Source organism: Streptomyces sp. NPDC029122, assembly GCF_055569445.1.
The window spans coordinates 11,184-36,158 of sequence record NZ_JBVHWK010000045.1; the positions used below are offsets into that span (position 1 = coordinate 11,184).

Below are 24,975 nucleotides of genomic sequence, written 5' to 3' on the forward strand. Positions count from 1 at the left end.
TCGGTGGTGGTCGTGAAGAGGAACAAAAGGTGATCTTTTTCCTTTACGGAAAAGAACCGGAGTTTTGTCGCTCCAACCCCCCCTCCCCCCCCCCCCCCCCCCCCCCCCCCCCCCCCCCCCCCCCCCCCCCCCCCCCCCCCCCCCCCCCCCCACGCCCATGAAGTCCGCCATCTGGAGAGGCCATGCCTTCGACCCACGACGACATCGCGGCCCTGCGCGACCAGATCCAGGTCCTGCGCGACCGTGCCGAACTACGCGAACTGTTCGACCGCTACATCACGGCCCTCGACACCCACGGGGGAACCGGCGAGGACGAGACCGCCTTCGCCGCGCTCTTCACCGAGGACGCGACCTTCGCCTTCCCGATCGGCGTCTGCGCGGGCATCGAGGCCTTCGCCGCCTTCCAGCGCGAGGCCCGGCAGCGGTGGGCGCGTACGCACCACCTGAGCACCAACCACTCCGTGGTCCTCGACGGCGACCGGGCCACCCTGCGGGCCCAGCAGCTCACCACCCACGTCCACCACGGGGCGGACGGTCCCGAGGCCCGTTTCGACGTCGGCGGCTACTCGGAGGCCGGTGCCGTACGCACGGAGGCCGGCTGGCGGCTGAACCACGTCGCGTTCCACGTCGCATGGGACTCAGGGGTCCGCCTGCCCGAGCTCACCGGAGTCCAGCTGTGAGCACCCGGTGAACGCGGTGCAGATCGCCGGCTACTGGGTCCCCGCGCGGGACCCCGTACGCGAACACGCACACGAGTCGCTGCGGCTCCCCGCCCCGGCCCTGGCCACGCTGCTGCGCCGCCGGGCCGTCTGGGCCCTCGCCGTCGCCCGGAGACGGGCCGCGCGCCACGGCCGCTGAGCCCGTCCCTACCCAGGAGAGAACCCGCATGCTCCCCTCGCCGTCCCCCGGCCCGCCTCCCGTCCGCCCCGTCATCCTCGAGGCGGACGGGATTCCGCTCTCCGGGCTGCTCGCCCTGCCCGCGCGGCCGGTGCCCCGGGCCCTCGTGGTGGCCCTGCACGGCGCGGGGATGAGCGCCGGCTACTTCGACAGCCGGGCCCGGCCCGGGCTCTCGCTGCTGGAGCTGGGCGCCGCGCTGGGCTACGCCGTACTCGCCCTGGACCGGCCCGGGTACGGGGCCTCGGCCGCCGTCCTGCCCGAGGGACAGGACCTCGCCGGGCAGACCGCGACCCTGCTCGCCGCTCTGGAGGGCTTCGCCCGCCGGCACGAGCTGGGCGCGGGCTGCTTCCTGGTGGCCCACTCGAACGGCGGTCGGCTCGCGCTGTCGGCCGCGGCCGCCGCGGCGGGCGACATCGCCCCGTTCGGCGTGGACGTCTCCGGCATCGGCCGGCGCTTCGCCGTCGAGCCCTGGCGCCTGCCGGGAGCGGACCTGCCGGGCGAATGGCGCCGGCACTGGGGGGCGCTGCGGTTCTACCCGCCGGACGCCTTCCGGCTCGGGCAGGGGCTGCTGCGGCCGGTGCCCGCCCGGGAGGCGCGGGAGACCCTGGACTGGCCGGAAATGTACCCCGCCGTGGCGGCCGGAGTACGGGTGCCCGTGCGCTTCACGTTCGCCGAACAGGAACTGTGGTGGAGACATGACGGGGAGGCACTGGAGGAACTGCTGACTCCGCTGGTGGCGGCCTCCCCAGAGGTGGCCCGGCAGGCCCATGCTGGGCACAACATAAGTCTGGGCTGGGCCGCCCGCTCCTACCACCTGAGGGTCCTGTCCCACCTGGAGGAATGTCTGCTCGCCCGTGGCGTGACGATTGGCCGGGCCGTGACGCCGCCTGACCGGGATCTGAAGAAGGTTGACGCATACGTGACATAAGGCCCATTGACCCACGGACCGCGACCTACGAGCCTTTTGATGAGCATCCAGAGATGACCGGCGAAACCTTTCATACGGGACACCTCCGCACGGTCCCCGGCGGGTTTCGATCCATCTGCCTCATCCCGAAAAAAGGAACGCGCATGAGTGACGTGAAGGACCTGGTGCAGGTCGCCGGCATCATCGACGCCGAGGAGGCCAAGCTCCTGGCCGAGGAAGGCTGCGACTGGTTCGGCTTCCCGCTCCGCCTTCCGTCGGGCAAGGACGACATCTCCGAGGCCGCGGCCACGGAGATCATCGCGGGCCTGACCGCTCCTCAGGAAGGCGTCCTCATCAGCTACATGACGGACGCCGACGAGATCAGCGCGTTCACCACGCAGCTCGGCGTCAAGGCCGTCCAGCTCCACGGCGACGTCGAGCCGGAGCAGCTGCGCAAGCTGAAGGCCGACCGCCCGGACCTGTACGTCCTCAAGAGCCTGGTCGTGAAGGAGGACAACGCCGAGGAGCTCCTCCAGCTCGTCGACGAGGTCGCGGACGTGGTGGACATGTTCATCACCGACACCTTCAACCCGGCGACCGGCGCCAAGGGCGCCACCGGTCTGACCCACGACTGGAACGTCAGCGCCGAACTCGTGCGCCGTTCGCCGAAGCCCCTCATGATGGCCGGCGGCCTGAACGCGGACAACGTCGCCGACGCGATCCGCTTCGTCAAGCCCGCCGCCGTCGACGCCCACACCGGCCTCGAAGGTCCCGACGGGCGCAAGGACCGCGCGAAGGTGGCGAAGTTCGTGGCGGAGTCGCGCAAGGCCTTCGCCGAGATCGCAGGCTCCTGACCTCGGCACCCGACCACACGGTTGCGGTACCCGGGCCCCCTGGGCCCCGGCTCGGCCGCAGCCCGTCTCCACGACCGACGAGGAACAGGTTTCTCATGGCGACCGGCCACCACAACGTCCACCCGCTGCCGCAGACCAACCAGCTCCGGGCCATGCACACGATCATCCGTGACCGCAGTGCGTCCCGCGCGGACTTCGTGTTCTACTCCCGGCGCATCATCCGCCTCCTGATCGAATCGGCGCTCGACCGGCTGCCGTTCGACCAGCACGATGCCGTCACGCCGGTCGGGGAGACGTACGACGGACTCAAGTTCGGCACCAAACTGTGTGCCGTACCCGTGATCCGGGCCGGTGACTCGATGCTCGACGAGCTGCGCCAGGTCATCCCCGACATCACCGTCGGCAAGGTGCTCATCCAGCGGAACAAGGTCACCAAGCTCCCGCACCTGTACTACAAGAACTTCCCCGACGACATCGCCGACCGGCACATCCTCGCCCTGGAGCCGATGCTCGCCACCGGCGGCAGCGCCAACGCGGCCATCGACGTCCTCCTGGAGGCCGGCGTGCGCGAGGAGCACATCGTCTTCGTCAACCTCCTCGCGGCGCCCGAGGGCATCGCGGCGGTCCACGCCAAGCACCCGGCCGTCACGATCGTCACCTCGTCGATCGAGGAACGCCTCAACGAGAACGCGTTCATGATCCCGGGCATCGGCGACTTCGGCGACCGCTACTTCGGCACGACCGACTCGGCAGCGGCCTGATGAGGAGCAGCCGAACGCTCGCGGACTCCGCGCTCACCGCGCTCGCCCCGGCGGTCTGGGGGTCCACGTACCTCGTGACCACGGAGTTACTGCCCGAGGGCAGGCCGCTGCTGGCCTCGCTGCTCCGTGCCCTGCCCGCCGGCCTCATCCTGGTGGCCATCGGCCGGACGCTGCCGAAGGGCATCTGGTGGTGGCGCGCCCTGGTGCTCGGCGTGCTGAACATCGGCGCCTTCTTCTACCTGCTCTTCGTGGCCGCCTACAACCTGCCGGGCGGGGTCGCGGCGCTGGTGATGGCCATCCAGCCGATGATCGTGCTGTTGCTCGGCGCCGTACTGCTCAAGGAGAAGATCAGGCGGATCCACCTGGCCGCCTGCGCCCTGGGCACGGCCGGTGTGGCGCTGCTCGTCATCCAGCCGAACGCCGGGCTCAACGCCACCGGTGTCGTCGCGGGTCTGCTGGGCGCGCTCAGCATGGCCTCCGGCATCGTGCTGACCAAGCGCTGGGGACGCCCCGAAGGGGTGGGCCTGCTGCCCTTCACGGGGTGGCAGCTCACCGTCGGCGGCCTGGTCCTGCTGCCGGTCGCGCTGATCGGCGAGGGCCTGCCCGGCGAGATCACTGCCGAGAACCTCTGGGGCTTCGCCTACCTGGGCATCATCGGGGCCCTGGTCGCCTACGCGATCTGGTTCCGCGGCGTGCAGCGGCTGCCCGCGCTGGCGGTGTCCTTCCTGAGCTTCGCCTCGCCCCTGACGGCCACCCTCCTCGGCTACTTCGTCCTCGACCAGGCGCTCTCACCGCTCCAGATCGTCGGAGCGCTGACGGTGGTCGCGTCGGTGGTCCTGGCCCAGCCGAAGACGGGCAAGAAGGAGCCGGTGCCCGAGCCGGCCCGCGAGACCTCGCGGGAATCCGTCAGCACGTAACGCGACGGATCCCCGCCCACGACTCCCCGCCCGGCCCTTCCCCCGGGAGCAGGACGGGGAGCGGTGGTGGCACACCGCGGCCTCCCCCGTCCGCGGTGTGCCACCCACCCCCCAGACACCCAGACCGTGGAAGGACCGAGTCCGTGCCCCACATCCACATCAGGCACTACCCGAGGGACTTCACGGCCGAACAGCTGAGGGCGATCGACGAGGCGGTGACCGCCGCCGTGACACGGACCTTCGCCACCGGCGAGGACACCGTCTCGATCTCCCTGGAGCCGGTTGCACCCGAGGACTGGGACGCCCAGGTCCTCACCGAGATAGCGGCCCGCCGCGACCTCCTGGTCAAGCGGCCCGGCTACTGGAACGAGAGTTGAGAGACATCCCGATGAGCGCGAGCAGCGGCGTCCCCGTCGTCTACACCGAGGAGGTCCGAGAGGCCCTCCACGAGGGCAAGGCCGTCGTCGCCCTCGAGAGCAACGTCATCACCCACGGCCTGCCCTACCCGGACAACGCCGCCACCGCCCGCAAGGTGGAGGACGCCGTACGGTCCGGCGGCGCCGTGCCGGCGACGATCTGCATCGAGGCCGGCGAGATCCGCGTCGGCATGTCGGACGCCGACATCGAGCGCTTCGCCTCCCTGCCGGGCATCCCCAAGGTGTCCAGCCGGGACCTGCCCGTCGTCCTGGCGCAGGGCGGCCCGGGAGCCACCACCGTGGCCTCCTCGGTGGTGGCGGCCGAGCTCGCGGGGATCCCCTTCTTCTCGTCCGCCGGCATCGGCGGCGTGCACCGCGGCGCCCAGGAGACCTGGGACGTGTCCTCGGACCTGATCCAGTTCACCCGCTCCAAGGTCGCCGTCGTCTGCGCGGGCGCCAAGATGATCCTGGACCTGGGCCTGACCCTGGAGTACCTGGAGACGCAGTGCGTCCCCGTCGTCGCCTACCGCTCGGACGACTTCCCCGCGTTCTACTGCCGTACGAGCGGCCACAAGGCCCCCCACCGCCTGGACGACGAGCAGGTCATCGCCCGTGCGATCGAGGCCCACTGGGCCCTCGGCAACAACAGCTCCTTCCTGATCACCACCCCGGTCAGGGAGGAGGACGCCATCGACTCCGCCGAGGTGGACACGGCCATCCGCGCCGCCGTCGCCGAGGCCACCCGGGACGGCGTCTCGGGCCAGGCCATCACCAAGTACCTGATGCGGGCGGTCGACGCCGCCACGGACGGCCGCTCCGCCAGGGCCAACATGGCCGTCCTCGCCTCCTGCGCCGAGGCCGCCGGCCGCCTGGCCGTCGCGCACTCCGCACACCTCGCGGAGCTCGCGGGCCGCTGAGCGCACACGAACCGCCCCCGCACCACGCGTTGACCTCAGTCTGGAGAGACACACACATGTCCGAGAAGCTGTTCGAGCCGGTCACTCTGGGGAAGCTGGCCCCGAGCAACCGAGTGGTCATGGCGCCCATGTCCCGCAACCGGGCCACCGGCGAGGGTCTGGCCACCGAACTGATGGCCACCTACTACGGTCAGCGTGCGGGGGCCGGACTGATCATCACCGAGGGCATCCAGCCGTCGGTCACCGGTCAGGGCTTCGGCAACAGCCCGGGTCTGCACACCCGTGAGCAGGCCGCTTCCTGGAAGCCGGTCACCGGGGCCGTGCACGCCCGCGGCGGTCTGATCGTCGCGCAGCTCATGCACTGCGGCCGCATCGGCCACCCGTCGCTGTACCCGAGCGGCCACCGGTCGGTCGCCCCGTCCGCCGTCGCCGCGGCCGGCCAGGCCTACGGCCCCGAGGGTCCGCTGGACTACCCGGAGCCGCGCGCCCTGACGGCCGGGGAGATCGCCGGGATCGTCGAGGAGTTCGCGGACTCCGCCGAGCTCGCGATCGAGGCGGGCTTCGACGGGGTGGAGATCCACGCGGGCAACGGCTTCCTGCTCCACCAGTTCCTGGCGGAGAACACCAACCGGCGCACCGACGAGTACGGCGGCTCCGTCGAGAACCGCGTCCGCTTCCCGGTCGAGGTGATCGAGGCGGTCTGCGAGCGCATCGGCGCCGACCGCGTCGGCGTGCGCATCTCGCCCTCGAACCCGTACAACGACATCGTGGAGGGCGACACCCACGCCGTCTACGAGGCGCTCCTCGCGGCCCTGCCGCCCCTCGCCTTCCTGCACGTCCTCGAGGGCGGCAACCGCGACCACGTCGCGGCCCTGCGCGCGCGGTGGAGCGGCGCGGTCATCCTGTGCCCCCACCCGGAGAACGGCGTCGTCGTCAACGCCCGGACCGCCACCGAGGCCGTGGAGGCCGGCCTGGCCGACGCCGTCGCCTTCGGCGCGTCCTTCATCGCCAACCCGGACCTGCCCGAGCGCATCCGCACGGGCGCCCCGCTGGCCGAGGCCGACCAGAGCACGTTCTACGGCGGCGACCACACCGGCTACACCGACTACCCGACGCTCGAAGGGGCCGGCGCCGCGTGAGCTCCCGACAGATGCTGCTCTTCTCGGGGCGCGCACACCCCGAGCTGGCCGAGGCCGTCGCGGCCGAGCTGGGCACGACCCTGGTCCCGACGAAGGCGGTCGACTTCGCCAACGGCGAGATCTACATCCGCTACCACGCCTCCGTGCGCGGCGCGGACTGTTTCGTGATCCAGAGCCACACGGCCCCGATCAACAAGTCCATCATGGAACAGCTCATCATGGTGGACGCGTTGAAGCGGGCCTCGGCCCGCAGCATCACGGTGATCCTGCCGTTCTACGGGTACGCGCGCCAGGACCGCAAGCACAGCGGCCGGGAACCCATCTCGGCCCGCCTGGTGGCGGACCTGCTCAAGACCGCCGGCGCGGACCGGGTCCTGACGGTCGACCTGCACGCCGACCAGATCCAGGGCTTCTTCGACGGTCCGGTGGACCACCTGTTCGCCATGCCGGTCCTCGCCGACCACATCGGCTCCAAGGTGGACCGGGACGACCTCACCGTCGTCTCGCCCGACGCCGGCCGCGTGCGCGTGGCCGACGGCTGGTGCGACCGCCTCGGCGCTCCGCTGGCCATCGTCCACAAGCGGCGCGACAAGGACGTGGCCCACCAGGTCACGGCCCACGAGGTGGTCGGCGAGGTCCGCGACCGCGTCTGCGTCCTGGTCGACGACATGATCGACACCGGCGGCACGATCTGCGCCGCCGCCGACGCCCTGTTCGCGCAGGGTGCCCGGGACGTCATCGTGGCGGCCACGCACGGGGTGCTCTCGGGCCCCGCCGCGGACCGCCTGAAGAACTCGCGCGTCAGCGAGTTCGTCTTCACCGACACCCTTCCGGTGCCCGCAGCACTCGGCATCGACAAGGTGACCGTCCTTTCGATCGCCCCGCTCATCGCGGGCGCCACGAGGGAGGTGTTCGACAACGGGTCAGTAACCCGGCTCCTGCGGAGCCGGTGATCGCCCGGACGGGCGGCCCGGGGAGGGCCCGTCCGTCCGTAGGGGGAGGCGGCCGCACGCACCGCGCCGTTCCGGTCTTTCCGGGTGGTGAGGCTTTGCCCTTGCGCCCCTCAGTTCTTCGGTTTCATCCGGCCGAGCAGTCGTCTCGGCCACTGACGCCGCACCGCTTCCGCGGTGTCCGCCCCGTGCGGACACCGCCCCCACGCCGGCGGTGAGGCGTCGCCCACCGGGCTCGCTGCCTCGCGGAGCCCGGTCTGCGGGGGCGGCCGACGCGCCCGCTGCTCCACAAACGGAACTTAAGGAAGCGGGAAATGACTCTTCAGGAGACCAGCGTGCTCGAGCCCACCCTGCGCGGCACCAACACCTTGCCCGGCCTGCTCGCGGAGCGCGTGGCCGAGCACCCCGAGGCGGTCGCCGTCGCCTACCGGGAGGAGAAGCTCACCTTCCGTGAGCTGGCCTCCCGGAGCTCGGCCCTGGCCCAGTACCTGAGACACCTCGGTGTTTCCACGGACGACTGCGTCGGCCTCTTCGTCGAGCCTTCCATCGACCTGATGGTGGGTGCGTGGGGCATCCTCGGCGCCGGAGCCGCCTACCTGCCGCTGTCCCCGGAGTACCCCGAGGACCGGCTCCGCTACATGATCGAGAACAGCCAGGCGAAGATCATCCTGGCGCAGCAGCGCCTGGTGTCCCGCCTGCGCGAGCTGGCCCCGCAGGACGTCCGGGTCGTCACCCTGCGCGAGTCCGAGGCGTTCGTCCTCCCGGAGGGCCACGAGCTCCCGGCCGCCGAGGGCGCCCGGCCGGACTCCCTCGCGTACGTCATCTACACCTCCGGCAGCACGGGCAAGCCGAAGGGCGTGATGATCGAGCACGGCAGCATCGTCAGCCAGCTCGGCTGGCTGCGCGAGACCTACGCGATCGACCGCAGCAAGGTCGTGCTGCAGAAGACCCCGATGAGCTTCGACGCCGCCCAGTGGGAGATCCTCTCCCCGGCCAACGGCGCCACCGTCGTCATGGGCGCCCCGGGCGTCTACGCCGACCCCGAGGGCCTCATCGAGACCATCGTCAAGCACGGCGTGACCACCCTCCAGTGCGTCCCGACGCTGCTCCAGGGCCTGCTCGACACCGAGAAGTTCCCCGAGTGCGTCTCCCTCCAGCAGATCTTCAGCGGCGGCGAGGCCCTCTCCCGCCTGCTGGCGATCCAGACCACGCAGGAGATGCCGGGCCGGGCGCTGATCAACGTCTACGGCCCGACCGAGACCACCATCAACTCCTCCTCCTTCGTGGTGGACCCCGCCGACCTGGAAGAGGGACCGCAGTCCATCTCCATCGGCCGCCCGGTGCACGGCACCACGTACCACATCCTCGACAAGGAGACCCTGAAGCCGGTCGGCGTCGGGGAGATCGGCGAGCTGTACATCGGCGGCATCCAGCTGGCGCGCGGCTACCTGCACCGCCCCGACCTGACCGCCGAGCGCTTCCTCGAGATCCAGCTCGAGGAGGGCGCCGCGCCCACCCGCCTGTACAAGACGGGCGACCTGGGCCAGTGGAACCCGGACGGCACCGTGCAGTTCGCCGGCCGCGCCGACAACCAGGTCAAGCTGCGCGGCTACCGCGTCGAGCTGGACGAGATATCCCTGGCGATCGAGAACCACGACTGGGTGCGCAACGCCGCCGTCATCGTCAAGAACGACGGCCGCACCGGCTTCCAGAACCTGATCGCCTGCGTCGAGCTGAGCGAGAAGGAAGCCGCCCTGATGGACCAGGGCAACCACGGCTCCCACCACGCGTCGAAGAAGAGCAAGCTCCAGGTCAAGGCGCAGCTGTCCAACCCGGGTCTGCGCGACGACGCCGAGCTGGCCGCCCGCCCGGCCTTCGACCTCGAGGGCTCCGCGCCCACCCCCGAGCAGCGCGCCCGGGTCTTCGCCCGCAAGACGTACCGCTTCTACGAGGGCGGCGCCGTCACCCAGGACGACCTGCTGAAGCTGCTCGGTGCCAAGGTCACCGCGGCCTACTCCCGCAAGGCGGCCGACCTGGCGCCGGCCGAACTGGGCCAGATCCTGCGCTGGTTCGGCCAGTACGTCAGCGAGGAGCGGCTGCTCCCGAAGTACGGCTACGCCTCCCCGGGCGCGCTGTACGCGACGCAGATGTACTTCGAGCTGGAGGGCGTCGGCGGGCTGCGGCCGGGCTACTACTACTACCAGCCGGTCCGTCACCAGCTCGTGCTGATCAGCGAGAAGGCCGCCACCGGCAAGCCGACCGCGCACATCCACTTCATCGGCAAGAAGAGCGGCATCGAGCCGGTCTACAAGAACAACATCCAGGAAGTCCTGGAGATCGAGACCGGCCACATCGTCGGCCTCTTCGAGCAGGTCCTGCCGGCCTACGGCCTGGACATCCAGGACCGCGCCTACGAGCCGGCCGTCCGCGAGCTGCTCGACGTCGCCGACGAGGACTACTACCTGGGTACCTTCGAGCTCGTCCCGAACGCGGGCGAGCGCGAGGACCACGCCGAGGTCTACGTCCAGACGCACGGCGGCAGGATCGCCGGCCTGCCGGAGGGCCAGTACCGCTACGAGAACGGCGCGCTGAACCGTTTCTCCGACGACATCGTCCTCAAGAAGCACGTCATCGCGATCAACCAGTCGGTGTACCAGGCCGCCAGCTTCGGCATCAGCGTCTACAGCCGGGCGCCCGAGGAGTGGCTGCACTACATCACCCTCGGCAAGAAGCTCCAGCACCTGATGATGAACGGGCTGAACCTGGGCTTCATGTCCTCCGGTTACAGCTCCAAGACGGGCAACCCGCTGCCGGCCTCCCGCCGCATGGACGCCGTCCTCGCCGAGAACGGCGTCGAGGGCGGTCCGATGTACTTCTTCGTCGGCGGCCGCGTCAGCGACGAGCAGCTCGGCCACGAGGGCATGCGCGAGGACAGCGTCCACATGCGCGGTCCGGCGGAGCTGATCCGCGACGACCTCGTCAGCTTCCTCCCCGACTACATGATCCCCAACCGGGTCGTGGTCTTCGAGCGGCTGCCGCTGTCGGCCAACGGCAAGATCGACGTGAAGGCGCTGGCCGTCTCCGACCAGGTCAACGCCGAGCTGGTGGAGCGTCCCTTCGTCGCCCCGCGCACCGAGACCGAGAAGGAGATCGCGGAGATCTGGGGCAAGGCCCTGCGCCGCGAGAGCGTCTCGGTCCAGGACGACTTCTTCGAGTCGGGCGGCAACTCGCTGATCGCCGTCGGCCTGGTCCGCGAGCTCAACTCGCGCCTGGGCGTCTCCCTGCCGCTGCAGACCGTCCTGGAGTCCCCGACGGTCGAGAAGCTCGCCCGCCGCCTGGAGCGCGAGGTCGCCCAGGAGTCCTCGCGCCTGGTGCGCCTGCACGCGGAGACCGGCAAGCAGAAGCCGGTGCTGTGCTGGCCGGGCCTGGGCGGCTACCCGATGAACCTGCGCACCCTGGCCGGCGAGATCGGTCTCGGCCGCTCGTTCTACGGCGTCCAGTCGTACGGCATCAACGAGGGCGAGACCCCGTACGAGACCATCGTCGAGATGGCCAAGGCGGACATCGAGGCCATCAAGGAGCTCCAGCCGACCGGCCCCTACACCCTGTGGGGCTACTCCTTCGGTGCCCGCGTGGCCTTCGAGACGGCCTACCAGCTGGAGCAGGCGGGCGAGAAGGTCGACAACCTCTTCCTGATCGCCCCGGGGTCGCCGAAGGTGCGCGCCGAGAACGGCAAGGTGTGGGGCCGCGAGGCGTCCTTCGCCAACCGCGCCTACACGACGATCCTCTTCTCGGTGTTCACCGGCACCATCTCCGGCCCGGACCTGGAGAAGTGCCTGGAGACCGTGACGGACGAGGCGTCCTTCGCCGAGTTCATCAGCGAGCTCAAGGGCATCGACGTCGACCTCGCCAAGCGGATCATCTCGGTCGTGGGCCAGACCTACGAATTCGAGTACTCGTTCCGCGAGCTGGCCGAGCGCACCCTCCAGGCGCCGATCAGCATCTTCAAGGCCGAGGGCGACGACTACTCGTTCCTCGAGAACAGCAGCGGTTACTCGGCCGAGCCGCCGACGGTCATCGACCTCGACGCCGACCACTACAGCCTGCTGCGCGAGGACATCGGCGAGCTGGTCAAGCACATCCGGTACCTGCTCGGTGAGTAGGAACAGGTAATTCCGGAAAACAGATAGTTCGCACAGAGGCGGCCGCCCTGCCGGATTTCTCCGGCAGGGCGGCCGCATTTTTGCTTTCCTGGCTCAGGTTCCGCGAATCCGGGGAATGGGAGCGCAATTCTGACGCAAGTTGACGGCGCCCTGACATTCGGTTGGTTGACGTGCGTCGGAGACCTGGAAGAGACTTCTTATAACTCAGGCGGACTGCCTATCGCATTCCAAACTCCGTCGATGACCGTTCGGAAATTGCCGCTGTCTTGCTGACGAGGAGCTACCATCCATGCGTTTCAATCTCATTGGACCCTTTGAGATCGTCACGGACGACGGCAGGGCCTACCGCCCGGGAACCCCCAAGGTCTGCCAGACGTTGGCCCTGCTGCTCACGAGACCCAACGAAATCGTGACGGCCGACGCGCTCATCCGGGAACTGTGGGGCGAAAAACCGCCGCGCAGCGCCGTGACGACGCTGCAGACGTACATCTACCACGCACGCCGGATGTTCGCGAACGAACGGCTGGTACCGGCGGACCGCCCACTGATCATCACCAGCCCGCCCGGTTATGCGATCCGTGTCGACGATTCCGAGACGGACATCCGGATATTCGAGGGGCTCGTCTCCCAGGCGCGCGGCGAGCTGAGCCAGGGCGACCCGCTCACCGCCCTGCGGACCGTGCGCGAGGCGCTCGACCTCTGGCGCGGGCCCGCCCTGTCGAACTTCCCCGCGGGCGACCTGCTCGCCGGGCACATCGTGCACCTGGAGGAGCTGCGCATCCGGGCCTTCGAGATCCGCATCGCCTGCGAGGAGCAGCTCGGCTGGCACCGCGAGTCCATCCCGGAGCTGCGGAAGCTGATCAACCAGTACCCGCTCAACGAGTGGTTCCACAGCCAGCTCATCGGCGCCCTCGGCGCCGCGGGCCGGCGCGCCGAAGCCCTCCAGGCCTACCAGGACGTACGCCGGCTGCTGGCGGACGAACTGGGCCTGGAGCCCTCCCTGGAGCTCAAGCAGCTCCAGGCCCGCCTCCTCAGCCCCGTCCCGCAGGCCTCGCCCCCCGTCACCCGGGTCCCCGCCGAGGACGGCGCCGCCGGCCGGCCGCGCACGGCCGCCCCGTCGGGCGCCTGATTCCCCCGGACACGGAAAGAGTCCCGGTACGGCCTGTGGGCCGTACCGGGACTCTTTCCGTGCCGCGCGGGTCACGCCCGGTCGTTCACCTCGGCGAGGGAGCGCAGGATCGCCGTCTGCTTGGCGTCCCGCTCCCGCACGTGCTCCTCGTACGTCTTCGAACCGTACGCGGCCTCCGCCTGCTCGATGAGCGAGCGTATGGTCTCGTCGTCCATCGGGGGACGGCCGAGCCCCTCCCAGCCGCGCTCCAGGTTGGAGCCGAGCGTGCCCAGCCACTTGCGCAGGCCGCCCTGGCCGCCGCCCAGGTGGAAGGCGAGGAACGGCCCCACGGTGGCCCAGCGCAGCCCGATGGAGTGGGTGACCACCTGGTCGAGCTCCTCCAGCGTGACGACGCCCTCGCGCACCAGGTGCACCGACTCGCGCAGCAGCGCCGACTGGAGCCGGTTCGCCGCGAACGCCATGATCGGCTTGTGCAGGACGACCGGCTTGCGGCTGACCGACGTGAAGAAGGCGACGGCCTCCTCCACCGCCTGCGCGGACGTGCGCTCGCCGGCCACGACCTCCACCAGCGGCACCACGTGCGGCGGGTTGAAGGGGTGCCCCACGACCAGCCGGCTGGAGTCGGCCATCCGGGCGCCCATGTCGTCCGGGTTCAGGGTGGAGGTGGACGACAGGAGCAGCGCGGAGGCCGGGGCCGCCTTGCCGATCCGCTCGTACAGCTCCTGCTTCAGCTCCAGGTTCTCCGGAGCGTTCTCGACGATGACGTCGGCGTCCGCCACCGCCCGTTCCAGGTCCGGCTCGAAGCTGAGCCGCTCGGCGAAGCCGGCCGGGTCCGCGCTGCCCTCCGGCAGGTACGGACCGAACAGCTCCAGGCCCTCGGCCACGATCCGCGGCGCGTCCTCGCGCCGGCTGTTGACCCGTACGTCGAGCCCGTGGCCCAGGAACAGGGCGATCCAGCCCAGTCCGATCGTTCCCGCGCCGATGACCGTGACGACGCGCTTGTCCTGGCTCACGCGCCCGCCCCCAGCTTCGGGATGACCTGCTCGGCCATCAGCCGCATCGTGGTGGCCGCGTCCTCGAAGGACAGGTGGCCCGAGTGCACGCCGAGGCTGATGGTGATGTCGTCACCGAACCACTCGGAGATCTGCTCGAGCTGCGCCCGTACCTGGTCGGGGGCGCCGATGAGCAGCTTCTGCTGCTCCATCTTGCTCTCGAAGTGGGAGGTCCTGGTGGCCTCCACCAGCTTCTCGTAGCCCGGATAGGCCTCGGAACGGGTGGTGCCCCACGACGCGACGGCGTCCCGGATGGCCGCCGAGTTGCGGTCGTCGTCGAGACGGCCCTTGACGCGGGCCTCCTCGCCGTCCTCGGAGACCACGCAGGGGTAGCTGAAGTGGATCTGCTCGGTGCCCGCCGCACGGCCGGAGGCGGCCCATTCCGCCCGGTACAGCGCCAGCCGGCTCTGCAGCTCCTCGGTGGACATGACGTTCGGCACGGTCTGGAGGTTGTGGCCGTTGCGGCCCGCCTCGGCACAGGACTCGGCGCTGCGCGCGGTGGTCACGAACACCGGCGGGTGCGGGGCCTGCACCGGCCGCGGCAGCAGCGTGACCGGGCCGAACTGGTGGAACCGGCCGTCGAAGACCACGTCCTCCTCGGTCCACAGCCGCTTGATGGCCTCGACGCCCTCGACGAAACGGTCCTTCGACTCGTCGATGTCGATGCCGAACGCCTTGAACTCGTCCGGCAGGAACGCCCGCCCGAACGCGGCGTCGACCCGGCCGTTCGAGATGTTGTCCAGCATCGCCAGCTTGCCGGCCAGCTTCACCGGGTGCTGGAAGGCGGGAATGGTGGCACTGGTCCCCAGCCGCACGCGCTTGGTACGGCCCGCCGCGGCGGCGAGGAAGGTGACCGGGTCGGGGCTGTAGCCCCCGTACGAGAAGAAGTAGTGCTCCACCATCTTCACGTGGTCGAAGCCCAGCTCCTCCGCGAGGTCGACGAGGCGCAGCGCCTCGTCGAAGTACTGCTGGGCGGACTTGTCGGCGGGGCCGACAGTGGGGAAGAAGACGATCCCGAATTTCACGAAAGCTCCTCAGCCTCGTCAGTCGCGGCCGGAGCCGTCGTGGTGGAGGTCCCGCTCGGCGACCTTCCAGGTGCCGTCGACGAGGACCAGGCGGTCGTGGCACACGACGCTGGCGAAGATGTCGAGCTCGCCCCCGGTCCTCGTGCGCATCGCCAGCGCGTAACTGCGGGCGTGCAGAGAGCCGTCCGCCTGCGGGCGCACGTCGAGCATCCCCAGCCAGTGCCGGAAGTCGATCTTGTCGGCCTCGAGCCGCTTCTTGCGGGCCCGAGAGGAGTCCCGGATGGCGACGCGGCCGCGCAGGGGCTCGTCCAGACGGCTCGCCTCCTGGAAGACGGCGTCCTCGGTGAACGTCTCCGCCCACGCGTCGGGGAAGCCGTCGTCGAGGAGACCCATTTGCCGGGCGTAGAACTGCTGCACCTGCGTGTAGAGCTCGGCGGAGACGAAGGGCTCCGCCGCGGTGCGCGGGGTGCTGGGGGTGGAGTCGCTCATACGAGCTGCCTTTCCTGGATCAGCCGGCGTACCGGCATCGCTTGCGTCGTCGTCTGGGTCATGGGGCGCCGAGCCCGGCGGTGGAGGAAAGCAGCCGCGACCCGTAGGCGCCGGCGGCCGGATCGAACCGCAGCGCCACATGGCTCGCGAGGCTGTGCACGTCGCGCCAGATCCGCTGCATCGGGTGGGCGGCGAGCTGGCCGGAGCTGCCGGACGCGCGCAGCAGCCGCTCGACGACCTCCACCGACTGCTCGACGGCGTACGCGCAGTCGGCCGGGTTGCGCACCAGCTCGAGCGCCGTCGCCGTGGGAGCGTCGGCGACGCGGGCGGCACGCTCCAGCAGCAACTCGGCGGCATCGACGGCGATCACCGCGCGGGAAGCGGCCGTACGGAGCCCGAGGGCCTCCTCCTCCGCACCCGTCCGGCAGTCCTCGGCCCATACGCGCAGGGCGGCGCGGGCCGCGCCGAGCGCGGGGGCGCCGAAGAGCAGCCCGCTCAGCAGGCGCAGCGGGGCGGTGTGGCAGCGGGCGTCCGAACCGACGCTCCGGCCCTCGATCATGTCCTGCCGGGTGAAGCCCCGATGGGCCGGCACGAACACGTTGTCGGCCACCAGGGTGTTGCTGCCGGTGCCGCGCATGCCGATCGAGGACCAGGTGTCGGCCACCCGGTACTCCTGGCGGGGCAGCGCGAAGAACCACGGAACCTGCGCGCCGTCCTGCGGCACCAGCGCGCACACCAGGGCCCAGTCGGAGAAGCCCACCCCGCTCGTGAAGTCCCACTCCCCGGACACCCGCCAACCGCCGGTGACCGCGGTGGCGGTGCCGCGCGGCATCAGCGCGCCCACCACGGCGGTGTCCGCGCCCTTGGCCCACAGCTCCTGCTGCCCCTCCTCCGGGAGGAAGGCGCCCATCCGGCCGGCACCGGCGATGACCGAGGCGCACCAGGCGGCCGAGGTGCAGCCCTGCGCGAGGGCGGAGACGGCGTGCAGCAGATCGGTCGCGGTGCCGTCCCGCCCGCCCCAGCGGGCGGGCACGAAATGCCCGGCGAATCCGGCGTCGACGATCCCGTCGGACACGGTGCGCGACAGCGCGCGGTCGGCGTCGGCCCGCTCCGCGTACCGGACGGCCACGGAAGCCAACTCCTGTGCTCTGACATGCAGATCCGTGTCCGATGACGGGAAGCTCGGCATCAGTACCACTTTCCTCGCTCGTTCGTGGCGGCGCGCCATCCGGTGGCAACGGAGTCACCCTGGCAACGGATTCACCCTGGCGGCGGCGGATCCAGCGCCGCTGGAAAGGCGCTCGACGGCGGAGGCGGCGGACACCGTCCCGTCCGCCTCGACCCGTCCTCGACCGGCTCCCGGCAGCCTTGGGCGGCCGCGGGCCCGTGCGGCCACGAAGCCGAGACGACATGAGGTGGCGAGCAGTGAAGGGAATCATCCTGGCCGGAGGCAGCGGAACCCGGCTGCACCCCATCACCCTGGGGGTGTCCAAGCAGCTGCTGCCCGTCTACGACAAGCCGATGATCTACTACCCGCTGTCGGTGCTGATGCTCGCCGGCATCCGCGACATCCTGATCATCTCGTCCCCCCGCGACCTGCCGCAGTTCCGCACGGTCCTCGGCGACGGCAGCGCGCTCGGCCTCACGCTCTCCTACGCCGAGCAGGAGCAGCCGCGCGGCCTCGCGGAGGCCTTCACCATCGGCGCGGACCACATCGGGGACGACTCCGTCGCCCTGGTCCTCGGCGACAACATCTTCCACGGCCCCGGTTTCGCCCGGCTGCTCCAGCAGTACATGCCGCACACCGAAGGCGCCCTGCTGTTCGGCTACCCGGTGCGCGACCCGGAGCGGTACGGAGTCGGCGAGGCCGACGAGGAAGGACGCCTGATCTCCCTGGAGGAGAAACCGGCCGAGCCCCGCTCCAACCGCGCCATCACGGGCCTGTACTTCTACGACAACGACGTGGTCTCCATCGCGCGCGCCCTGAAGCCCTCGCCCCGCGGTGAGCTGGAGATCACCGACGTCAACCTGGAGTACCTGGCCCGGGGCAAGGCGGGCCTGGTGGACCTCGGCCGCGGCTTCACCTGGCTGGACACCGGAACCCACGACTCACTGCTCGACGCGGGTCAGTACATCCAGACCCTGGAACGCCGCCAGGGCATGCGCATCGCCTGCGTCGAGGAAGTCGCCCTGCGCATGGGCTTCATCGACCCCGAGCAGTGCCACCGGCTCGGGACCCTCCTCGGGAAGTCCGGGTACGGGCGCTACGTCATGGAGGTCGCCGACTCGCTGCGCGACACACCGCCCGAGAGGCGCTCCGGCTCACTGGCGCGGGCCTGAGACGGCCGGGGCCCGGCGGACGGTCATCGTCCCCCGGGCCCCGGCCGTCCGCGCGGAGCGGTCAGCCCTCGTACGGGCGCGCCTCGCGGCCGTCCCGCAGGGTGACGCCCCACCAGGCCAGCTGGTCCAGGAGCACGGTGGCGGCCTTCGAGCTGCCGTCCTCGTCGTGCGGCCGGCCGTCCTCGCCGAACCGCTCCCACGCGTTGTGGAAGCTCACGGTGTCCCGCATGGTGACGGCGTGCAGCTCGGCGAAGACCTGCCGCAGCTGCTCCACGGCACGCAGGCCGCCCGCCATGCCGCCGTACGAGACGAAGCCGACCGGCTTGGCGCGCCAGCCGCTGTACACGTAGTCGACGGCCAGCTTCAGCGAGGCCGGGTAACCGTGGTTGTACTCCGGCGTGATGACGACGTACGCGTCGAGCCCCTCGATCCGGGAGGCCAGGGCGGGGGCCTCCCCGGGGGTGCCCAGCGGGTCGAGGTTCAGCTTCAGCTCCTCGACGAGCGCCGGCTCCGACAGGTCGATGACGTGGATCTCCATGTCATCGCGGCGGCCGGCCTCGGAGACGAACCAGTCCGTGACCTTGTCGGCGAAGCGGCCGGTGCGGACGCTGCCGACCAGAACGCCCACCTTGAGCGGGTTGCCGGACATCGTGGTACCTCATTTCAACAGGGAATACGTCGGAAAGGGTGGTGCGGTGCGCCGCGGCCCGGGCCCCGCGTCAGAACGTAGAACCTCAAGCCGGGTCGAGGTCAAGCCCGTTGCCGCGAGGAGCGGTCAGGCAGCCCCGTCACGCCGCAGGGTCCGCTCGCTGACCCGCCACCGGCCGTCCTCCTCGACCAGGCGGTCACGGCACACCACGCTCGCCGTGATCCGCAGCTCCTCGCCGCGCACCGTGCGCGCGGTCAGCACGTACGCGCGCGCGTGCAGGCTGCCGTCCGGCTGCGGGCGCACGTCGAGCATGCCGAGCCAGTGGCGCAGGTCGGCCTTCTCCCGGAGGAGCTTCTCGGCGTGCGCCCTGGCCGAGTCGGCACGCCCCGCCCGGCTGGTGACCGAGGGCGGGAAGACCGCGTCCTCGGTGAACGTGGCGGCCCACTCCTCGGCGCGCCCGTCGTCCATCATCGCCATCTGGTCGGCGTAGAACTGCTGGATCCGCGCGTACAGCTCCGCGGAGACGTAGTCCTCTCCGGCGGGTGGCCGGGTCATGGGTTCGGTGCTCATCGGGACGCTTCCTCACAGGGGCGAACGCCGCCGCGGATGCCCCCGCACGGCGGCTCGGCGGCATGGGTGTCCCACGGTCCCCGGTACCGCTGGAGATCCGCTCGACCGGCGTACGACCGCGTCGCGCCCCCGGCCGCGCGAACGGCGCCCAGGCCCCGCCCTCGCGGGCCCGCAGGCACCCCGTCCAGCCGGCCCCCCGGGCGAGCCGGGCGCGGTGCGCTCCTCCGGCGGCCGGCGGTTCCGCGCGGGCACCACGTGCGGACCGGGCACGGCCGGCAGCCGGTCCGCCGGGGCCGCCGCCGCCCTCCGCCGGCCCGCCGGGGCCCCCGCCCTCAGCCGGTCACCTCCCGCAGCCAGCCGTCCACGGTGTCCGCGACGGCGGCCGCGTCCGCGCCCAGCAGCGAGAAGTGGTCGCCGTCCACCTCCGCGAGGTGGTCCGCGTACTCCCAGCCGGCCGCGGCCGAGGCCGCGGACGCCGAGGCGCGCACCAGCAGCGTGGGCGCCGCCGCCGGCTCGGGCGTCCAGTCGGCGAACACCCGCAGGTGACCGCCCATCGCGAGCAGGCGCGCGTCGTCGGACAGCCCCAGCGGGCCGTCCGGGTCCAGCAGACGCCCCGTCAGCGCCGCCAGGCCGTGCCGGTTCTCGCCCCGCGCGTACGTGTCGAGGAGCACCACCGCCGCCGCCTCACGGCCGATCTCCAACAGCTCCCGGGCCACCGCGTGCGCGACCCACCCGCCGGAGGAGTGCCCCAGCAGCACCGGCCGCGCGGTGCCCGCCGCCTCGGCCACCGCCTCCGCCTGGGCCCGCACCAGCGCCTGCCGGCCGCGCGGCAGCACCGCGTCACCCGCGAAGCCCGGGTGCGCGAGCACCGTCAGACCCCGCCGCCCGTCCAGGGCCGCCGCCAGCGCGAGGAACTCCTGCGGGCCCGAGCCCGCGCCCAGCGAGGGGAACGCGAACAGCCCCGCCGCCCCGTCCCGCCCGGACGCCAGCCGCGCCGGAGCCGGCCAGCGTTCCACCCCGGACCGCGAGTCGTAGCCGGGCAGCAGCTCGGCCGCCGCCATCAGCAGCGCCGCGCCCTCGGCGGTACGGCCCTGCGCGTGCGCCCCCCGCAGCAGCCCCGCGAGCGTGCCCCCGGCGGCGGTGTCGGCTCCGGTGTCGGCTCCGGCGGACGGCTCGGGCCCGCCCGCCGCCGGGCCCTGCTCCGCGAGCAGCGCCGCGAGCCGCTCGCGCGGCGAAGGCCCGCCGCTCGCACGCCGGTTGGCGGCCCGGCGCGGCCGCTCGGCGACCAGGTCCCGCAGCAGCGCCGGTACCGGGCCCGCGGCGGCGCCCCGCGGGCCCGCCCCCGCGCGGGCGGCGACCAGGGTCAGGCTCCGCGCGAGCACGTGCCCCAGCAGGCCGGGGCCGTCCCCGGGCGGGGCCGCGAGCCCCGCCGGGAAGCCCTCGGCGTCCGCGCCCCAGCCCAGTACGGCGGCGGGCAGTCCGGCCGCGCGGCGGCGGGCGGCCAGGGCGGTGAGGAACGAGCCCAGTGCCGCGGCGTCCTCCGAACCGCCCGCGCCCAGCGCCGCCCCCACGGTGGTGACGAACGCCAGCGCGGCCGGGTGCCCCTCCAGGGCGAGCGCGGCATCGACCGAAGCCTCCAGCGAGGGCCCGTCCGGACCCGTCAGGTGCACGACCGCGGCCGCCTCCTCGCCGGGCCCGGCCAGCCGCACGCCGTGCGCCTCCACCAGGTGCCGGGCGCTCTCCTCGGCGCGCGGCCCCTCGACGGCGCCGCTGAGCCGGGCCGTCGCCGGCACGCCGGCGCCCGCCCCGGGCACCACCGCCCCGGCCCGTACCAGGCGCCGCGCGTACGCGACACCGTCGCGCAGGGCCAGGTCCGGCTCGCCGCCGCCCAGCGCCCGCACCATGGCCTTGCGGCTCGCGTCGCCGTCGTCCACGTCCACCAGCACGATGCGGCCCGCTCCCGCACCGCCGAGCCATGCCTGCACCGAGCGCACGAAGCCGCGTACGGCCGCCCCGGCGAGATCGGCGACGCCCTCCCCGGGCAGCACCTCCTCGGCGCCGCCCGTGACCACGGCCAGCACCGAACCGGCCAGCCGCTCCTCCGCGAGCCAGGCACCGACCAGCTCCCGCACCTCGTTCACCGCCGCCGCCACACCCCCGCCACGGCACTCCGCGCCGGCGGCGGGCCGCGCGCGGCGGGCCAGGACCAGCTCCGGCAGCGGGCTCCCGTCCGCCGCCGCGGCCAGCAGGCCGGGCAGGCCGGAGTACGCGGGTGCCCCGTCGCCGTCCGGCACACCGAGCAGCGCCAGGCGCGGCCCCGGGACCGGCTCGGGGGCCCCGGCCGCCCGCTCCCACACCACCGCCAGCGGGGTGACGGGCCGTCCGGGCCGCCCGCCCGGCGCCTCGGACAGGGTCACGGTCGCCGCGGCCACCGGCCCGCCCTCCGCGTCGGCCAGTTCCAGCGCCACCACCCCGGACGCGCCGCGCACCGCACGCACCCGCAGGGAGGCGGCCCCGGTCGCGTACAGGGCCGTACCGCTCCAGGCCCCCGCCGTCAGCGGGTTCCCCGCCGCGGCCGCCACGGGGTGCAGCGCCGCCTCCAGCAGCGCGGGGTGCAGGGCGTACGGCCGCCCGCGCAGCCCGGCCGGCAGTACGACCTCCGCGAGGAACTCCTCGCCCCGCCGCCAGGCCCGCTCCACCCCCGGGTGCTCCTCGGCCTCCTCCAGGGGCTCGGCGTCCTGCGGCGGCCACGGGGCCGGGCCGAAGGACGGCGCCCGCCCCGGGGCCAGCACGGCCGTCAGGTGCCGTACCCACGGCTCCTCCGCGTCGGCGTCCTCGGCCCGCGAGGTCACCGTCAGCCGCCGCCGGCCCGCCCCGTCGGGGGCCTCCGCCAGCAGCTGGAGCCGGACTCCGCCCCGCTCGGGCAGGGTCAGGGCCGCCTCCGCGGCGGCCTCCTCGACCTCCGGGGCACCGACCGCGCCGCCCACCGCCAGCGCGGCCTCCACGAGCGCCTCCGCCGGGACACCCCCGGACGCGGCGAACTCGGGGTGGCTGTCCGCGCGGACGCAGCCCGCGAACAGGACGGCCCCCGCCCCGGGCAGGTCCAGGCGGAACGCGGCCAGCGGATGCCCCGTCGCCGTCATCCCGCAGGCGGCGGCCACGCCCGCGCCGGGCGGGGCCGGCCGCGTCCCGGCGGACCCCGCGGCGGGGGTCTGCGCCGCCCGGGCGGCGGGGCCGTCGCCCGGCCGGCGGCGCCCGCGCGGGAAGGCGTACGTGGGCAGGCCGTACAGCGGTGTTCCGGCCGGCAGTCCGAGCGGCAGCCGGCCGAGGACGCCGTGGGCGTACAGGCTCGCGGTCGCCGTGAGCAGGGCCCGGGGCTCGTCGCCCCGGCGGCAGAGGGCCGGCACCACGACGGCGGTGCCCCGGCCGGTGAGGCAGGACCGGGCCATGGCGGTGAGGGCGCCGTCGGGCCCCAGCTCCAGTACGGCGCCGGCGCCCTCGGCCTCCAGGGCGCGGACGGCGTCGTGGAAGCGGACGGTTTCGCGGGCGTGGCGGACCCAGTAGTCCGGGTGCGCGACCTCCTCGGTGACGATGCCGCCGGTGAGCGCGGACACGAAGGCGGTCCGGGGCCGCCGGAAGTCCAGGCCGGCGATGGCCCGCCGGAACTCCTCCAGCACCGGGTCCATCAGCGGCGAGTGGAAGGCGTGGCTGACCCGCAGCGCCTTGGACTTGACGTCCCGTTCGGCGAGCCGCCCGACGACGGCGCGGACCGCTTCGCGGGCGCCGGAGACGACGACGTCCCGGGGCCCGTTGACGGCCGCGACGGCCGTCCCCGGGACCAGCAGCGGGGCCACCTCGTCCTCGCCCGTCCGGACGCAGACCATGGTCCCGTCCCCGGGCAGGGCCTCCATCAGCCGCCCGCGCGCGGTGACGAGCGCGGCCGCGTCCTTCAGGGACAGCACCCCGGACACGTGCGCGGCGGCGATCTCGCCGACGGAGTGCCCGCCGACGAACTTCGGTACGACCCCCCACGACTCGACGAGCCGGTAGAGCGCGACCTCGACGGCGAACAGGGCGGGCTGCGCGGTCCCGGTCCGGTTCAGGGCGTCGGCGTCGTCGCCGAAGACGGCCCGCCCGACCCCGCCGCCGAGCGCGGCGCACACTTCGTCGAAGGCGGCGGCGAAGACGGGGAAGGCCCGGTACAGCCCGAGGCCCATCCCGGGCCGCTGGCCGTCCTGGCCGGAGAAGAGGACGGCCAGGTCCCGTCGCTCCTTCGCGGTGCCCCGCACCAGGCCCGCGGCCCGGTGGTCCCGGGCGAGGGCGTCCAGCCCGCGCGCCAGCTCCTCCCGGTCCGCGGCGACGACCACCGCCCGGTGCTCGAACGCCGTACGGGTGGTGGCGAGCGCCCGGCTGAGGGCCCGCGGCGGCGCGTCCGGATGCTCGGCGAGCCAGCTCCGCAGCCGCCGGGCCTGGGCGCGCAGGTCCTCCGGGGTGGCGCCGGAGACGGTGTACGGCAGCGGGTGCGCGGCCTCGTCGGCCTCGTCGGGCTCGTCGGCCGGGGCCGTGTGCGGTGCCTCCTCCAGGACGACGTGGCAGTTGCAGCCCGCGACGAGCCGCCGGCCCGGCCCCGGGCGCGGCCCGTCCGGCACGACGTCCGGGCCGGGCGTCCCGGCGTGCGCGCCCGGCGTTGGTGCGCCGCGGTCCCGGCCGAGTTCCAGCAGCGTCCCGATCAGGTCCGTGATGCCCAGCGCGCCGTACGGTTCCACGCACCGGACCCCGCGCGGATCGACGCCGGCCCCCTCGCAGGCCCGGCGCAGCGCGTCCTCGCGGCTCTCGCGGTCCTCGCGGCTCCGGGGGCCGGGTGCGGCCGGTGCCGCGCCCCCGGCGTCGTCGACGGCGCTGCCCGCGATGACGCCGAGCACCCGGTTGCCGTCGGCCAGGGCCCGGGCGAGGGGCTTGAGGACGAGGACACCACCGCCCTCGCCGCGTACGGGCCCGCGGGTCCCGGACGCCGCGAGAGCGCTCCCGGCGACCGGTTCGGGACCGAGCCCGCCGACGAGGGCGACGCCGGCCTCGCCGGCGCGCAGGCTCTCGCAGGCCAGGTGCACGGCCGCGAGCGAGGAGGAGCGGCCGGTGTACACGGTGACGCTCGGGCCGGTCAGACCCAGCAGGTCGCCGGTGCGACGGCCGATGGTCTCCGGGCCGTGCTGGTACGAGGGGGCGGTGTGCTCGTCGCGCACGGCGCCGACGAACACGCCGACGCGTTCGCCCCGCAGCGACCCCGGCACGATCCCCGCGTGCTCGAGGGCCTCCCAGCACAGCTCCAGCACCAGCCGCCGGCGCGGACCCATCGACGCGGCCTCGCGCGGGGAGATCCCGAAGAAGGCGGGGTCGAAGGCGTCGGCACCGCCGTCCGGCGGCCGCCACGCGGCGCCCGGTTCCGGGGCCCGCGGGAGGCGGCAGGACAGGCCGACGACGGCGATCCGGTCGTCGGCGGGCACGGCAGCGTCCGGGAGGGGACCACGCGTGTCTTCAGCCATCGTCTTCTTCTCACCCATCCGTCCTGCCACGAGGTGATGCGGGAGAGATGCTGCTCACAGCGGGTGGAGGCGGACTCAAGAACGGCTGAATCCGGCCGCGCGATGGCGCGGAGCCGGATGCTGCCTCGAGGCGCCCTCGCGGGCAAGCCGCCGCACGTCCACGGCTGACCCCGGGGGGGGGGGGGGGGGGGGGGGGGGGGGGGGGGGGGGGGGGGGGGGGGGGGGGGGGGGGGGGGGGGGGGGGGGGGGGGGGGGGGGGG

At 73.0% G+C, this 24,975-nt stretch carries 20 protein-coding genes; 13 read left to right on the forward strand and 7 right to left on the reverse strand.

Annotated features, from left to right (window positions below; genetic code table 11):
- Positions 1-182 precede the first annotated feature (182 nt).
- The 12 genes from ACZ4WZ_RS32800 to ACZ4WZ_RS32855 all read left to right on the forward strand — a co-directional run bounded on the left by ACZ4WZ_RS32800 (position 183) and on the right by ACZ4WZ_RS32855 (position 13,050).
- Positions 183-680 (forward strand): nuclear transport factor 2 family protein, encoded by a 498-nt coding sequence (locus ACZ4WZ_RS32800; protein WP_467896613.1) that lies wholly within the window; start codon positions 183-185, stop codon positions 678-680.
- 7 nt (positions 681-687) lie between these two features.
- Positions 688-858, forward strand: a complete 171-nt coding sequence (locus ACZ4WZ_RS32805; protein ID WP_467896615.1) for a hypothetical protein — start codon at positions 688-690, stop codon at positions 856-858.
- Between the two features lie 28 nt (positions 859-886).
- Positions 887-1,825: an alpha/beta hydrolase gene (locus ACZ4WZ_RS32810; RefSeq protein ID WP_467896617.1), complete on the forward strand. Its 939-nt coding sequence runs from the start codon at positions 887-889 to the stop codon at positions 1,823-1,825.
- Positions 1,826-1,968: 143 nt separating this feature from the next.
- Entirely contained in the window at positions 1,969-2,658 is a 690-nt protein-coding gene (locus ACZ4WZ_RS32815; RefSeq protein ID WP_467896619.1) for a phosphoribosylanthranilate isomerase, read from the forward strand.
- 95 nt (positions 2,659-2,753) lie between these two features.
- The gene (upp, locus tag ACZ4WZ_RS32820; protein WP_467896621.1) at positions 2,754-3,419 is read left to right on the forward strand and encodes a uracil phosphoribosyltransferase; all 666 of its coding nucleotides are present in this window, start codon (positions 2,754-2,756) and stop codon (positions 3,417-3,419) included.
- The gene (locus tag ACZ4WZ_RS32825) at positions 3,419-4,336 is read left to right on the forward strand and encodes an EamA family transporter (RefSeq protein WP_467896623.1); all 918 of its coding nucleotides are present in this window, start codon (positions 3,419-3,421) and stop codon (positions 4,334-4,336) included. The genes upp and ACZ4WZ_RS32825 overlap by 1 nt, the downstream gene beginning before the upstream one ends.
- Before the next feature lie 143 nt (positions 4,337-4,479).
- The gene (locus tag ACZ4WZ_RS32830; RefSeq protein ID WP_388943890.1) at positions 4,480-4,713 is read left to right on the forward strand and encodes a tautomerase family protein; all 234 of its coding nucleotides are present in this window, start codon (positions 4,480-4,482) and stop codon (positions 4,711-4,713) included.
- Between the two features lie 11 nt (positions 4,714-4,724).
- Positions 4,725-5,669 carry a pseudouridine-5'-phosphate glycosidase gene (locus ACZ4WZ_RS32835; RefSeq protein WP_467896626.1) on the forward strand — a complete coding sequence of 315 codons (945 nt, stop codon included), beginning with the start codon at positions 4,725-4,727 and terminating at the stop codon, positions 5,667-5,669.
- A gap of 56 nt (positions 5,670-5,725) precedes the next feature.
- Positions 5,726-6,808 (forward strand): alkene reductase, encoded by a 1,083-nt coding sequence (locus ACZ4WZ_RS32840; protein ID WP_467896628.1) that lies wholly within the window; start codon positions 5,726-5,728, stop codon positions 6,806-6,808.
- Between the two features lie 11 nt (positions 6,809-6,819).
- Entirely contained in the window at positions 6,820-7,761 is a 942-nt protein-coding gene (locus tag ACZ4WZ_RS32845) for a ribose-phosphate diphosphokinase (protein WP_467896645.1), read from the forward strand.
- Between the two features lie 311 nt (positions 7,762-8,072).
- Positions 8,073-11,921 carry an amino acid adenylation domain-containing protein gene (locus ACZ4WZ_RS32850; RefSeq protein WP_467896629.1) on the forward strand — a complete coding sequence of 1,283 codons (3,849 nt, stop codon included), beginning with the start codon at positions 8,073-8,075 and terminating at the stop codon, positions 11,919-11,921.
- 289 nt (positions 11,922-12,210) lie between these two features.
- On the forward strand, positions 12,211-13,050 hold the full coding sequence (locus ACZ4WZ_RS32855; RefSeq protein ID WP_467896631.1) for an AfsR/SARP family transcriptional regulator: 840 nt from the start codon (positions 12,211-12,213) through the stop codon (positions 13,048-13,050).
- Between the two features lie 71 nt (positions 13,051-13,121).
- Here ACZ4WZ_RS32855 and ACZ4WZ_RS32860 read toward each other — a convergent pair whose 3' ends face one another.
- Genes ACZ4WZ_RS32860 through ACZ4WZ_RS32875 form a run of 4 tightly spaced genes read right to left on the reverse strand, consistent with a single transcriptional unit; the run spans position 13,122 to position 16,745 of the window.
- A complete protein-coding gene (locus tag ACZ4WZ_RS32860; protein ID WP_467896633.1) occupies positions 13,122-14,063 on the reverse strand; it encodes a 3-hydroxyacyl-CoA dehydrogenase NAD-binding domain-containing protein in 942 nt (313 codons plus the stop codon).
- The gene (locus tag ACZ4WZ_RS32865; RefSeq protein WP_467896635.1) at positions 14,060-15,127 is read right to left on the reverse strand and encodes an LLM class flavin-dependent oxidoreductase; all 1,068 of its coding nucleotides are present in this window, start codon (positions 15,125-15,127) and stop codon (positions 14,060-14,062) included. Before ACZ4WZ_RS32865 ends, ACZ4WZ_RS32860 begins: the two co-directional genes overlap by 4 nt.
- 18 nt (positions 15,128-15,145) lie before the next feature.
- Positions 15,146-15,616 carry a nuclear transport factor 2 family protein gene (locus tag ACZ4WZ_RS32870; RefSeq protein ID WP_388943908.1) on the reverse strand — a complete coding sequence of 157 codons (471 nt, stop codon included), beginning with the start codon at positions 15,614-15,616 and terminating at the stop codon, positions 15,146-15,148.
- Positions 15,617-15,674: 58 nt separating this feature from the next.
- Positions 15,675-16,745 (reverse strand): acyl-CoA dehydrogenase family protein, encoded by a 1,071-nt coding sequence (locus tag ACZ4WZ_RS32875; protein ID WP_467896638.1) that lies wholly within the window; start codon positions 16,743-16,745, stop codon positions 15,675-15,677.
- A 296-nt stretch (positions 16,746-17,041) separates the two neighbouring features.
- On the opposite strand from ACZ4WZ_RS32875, the gene rfbA reads away from it, so the two are divergent.
- Complete coding sequence (rfbA, locus tag ACZ4WZ_RS32880; protein ID WP_467896640.1) at positions 17,042-17,956, forward strand: glucose-1-phosphate thymidylyltransferase RfbA; 915 nt, start codon at positions 17,042-17,044, stop codon at positions 17,954-17,956.
- Between the two features lie 61 nt (positions 17,957-18,017).
- On the opposite strand, the gene ACZ4WZ_RS32885 is transcribed toward rfbA, so the two are convergent.
- The 3 genes from ACZ4WZ_RS32885 to ACZ4WZ_RS32895 form a co-directional block, all read right to left on the reverse strand.
- The gene (locus tag ACZ4WZ_RS32885; RefSeq protein WP_388943917.1) at positions 18,018-18,605 is read right to left on the reverse strand and encodes an NADPH-dependent FMN reductase; all 588 of its coding nucleotides are present in this window, start codon (positions 18,603-18,605) and stop codon (positions 18,018-18,020) included.
- 126 nt (positions 18,606-18,731) lie between these two features.
- Positions 18,732-19,175, reverse strand: a complete 444-nt coding sequence (locus ACZ4WZ_RS32890) for a nuclear transport factor 2 family protein (RefSeq protein WP_467896642.1) — start codon at positions 19,173-19,175, stop codon at positions 18,732-18,734.
- 332 nt (positions 19,176-19,507) lie between these two features.
- Complete coding sequence (locus ACZ4WZ_RS32895; protein ID WP_467896643.1) at positions 19,508-24,715, reverse strand: acyltransferase domain-containing protein; 5,208 nt, start codon at positions 24,713-24,715, stop codon at positions 19,508-19,510.
- Positions 24,716-24,975 lie beyond the last annotated feature (260 nt).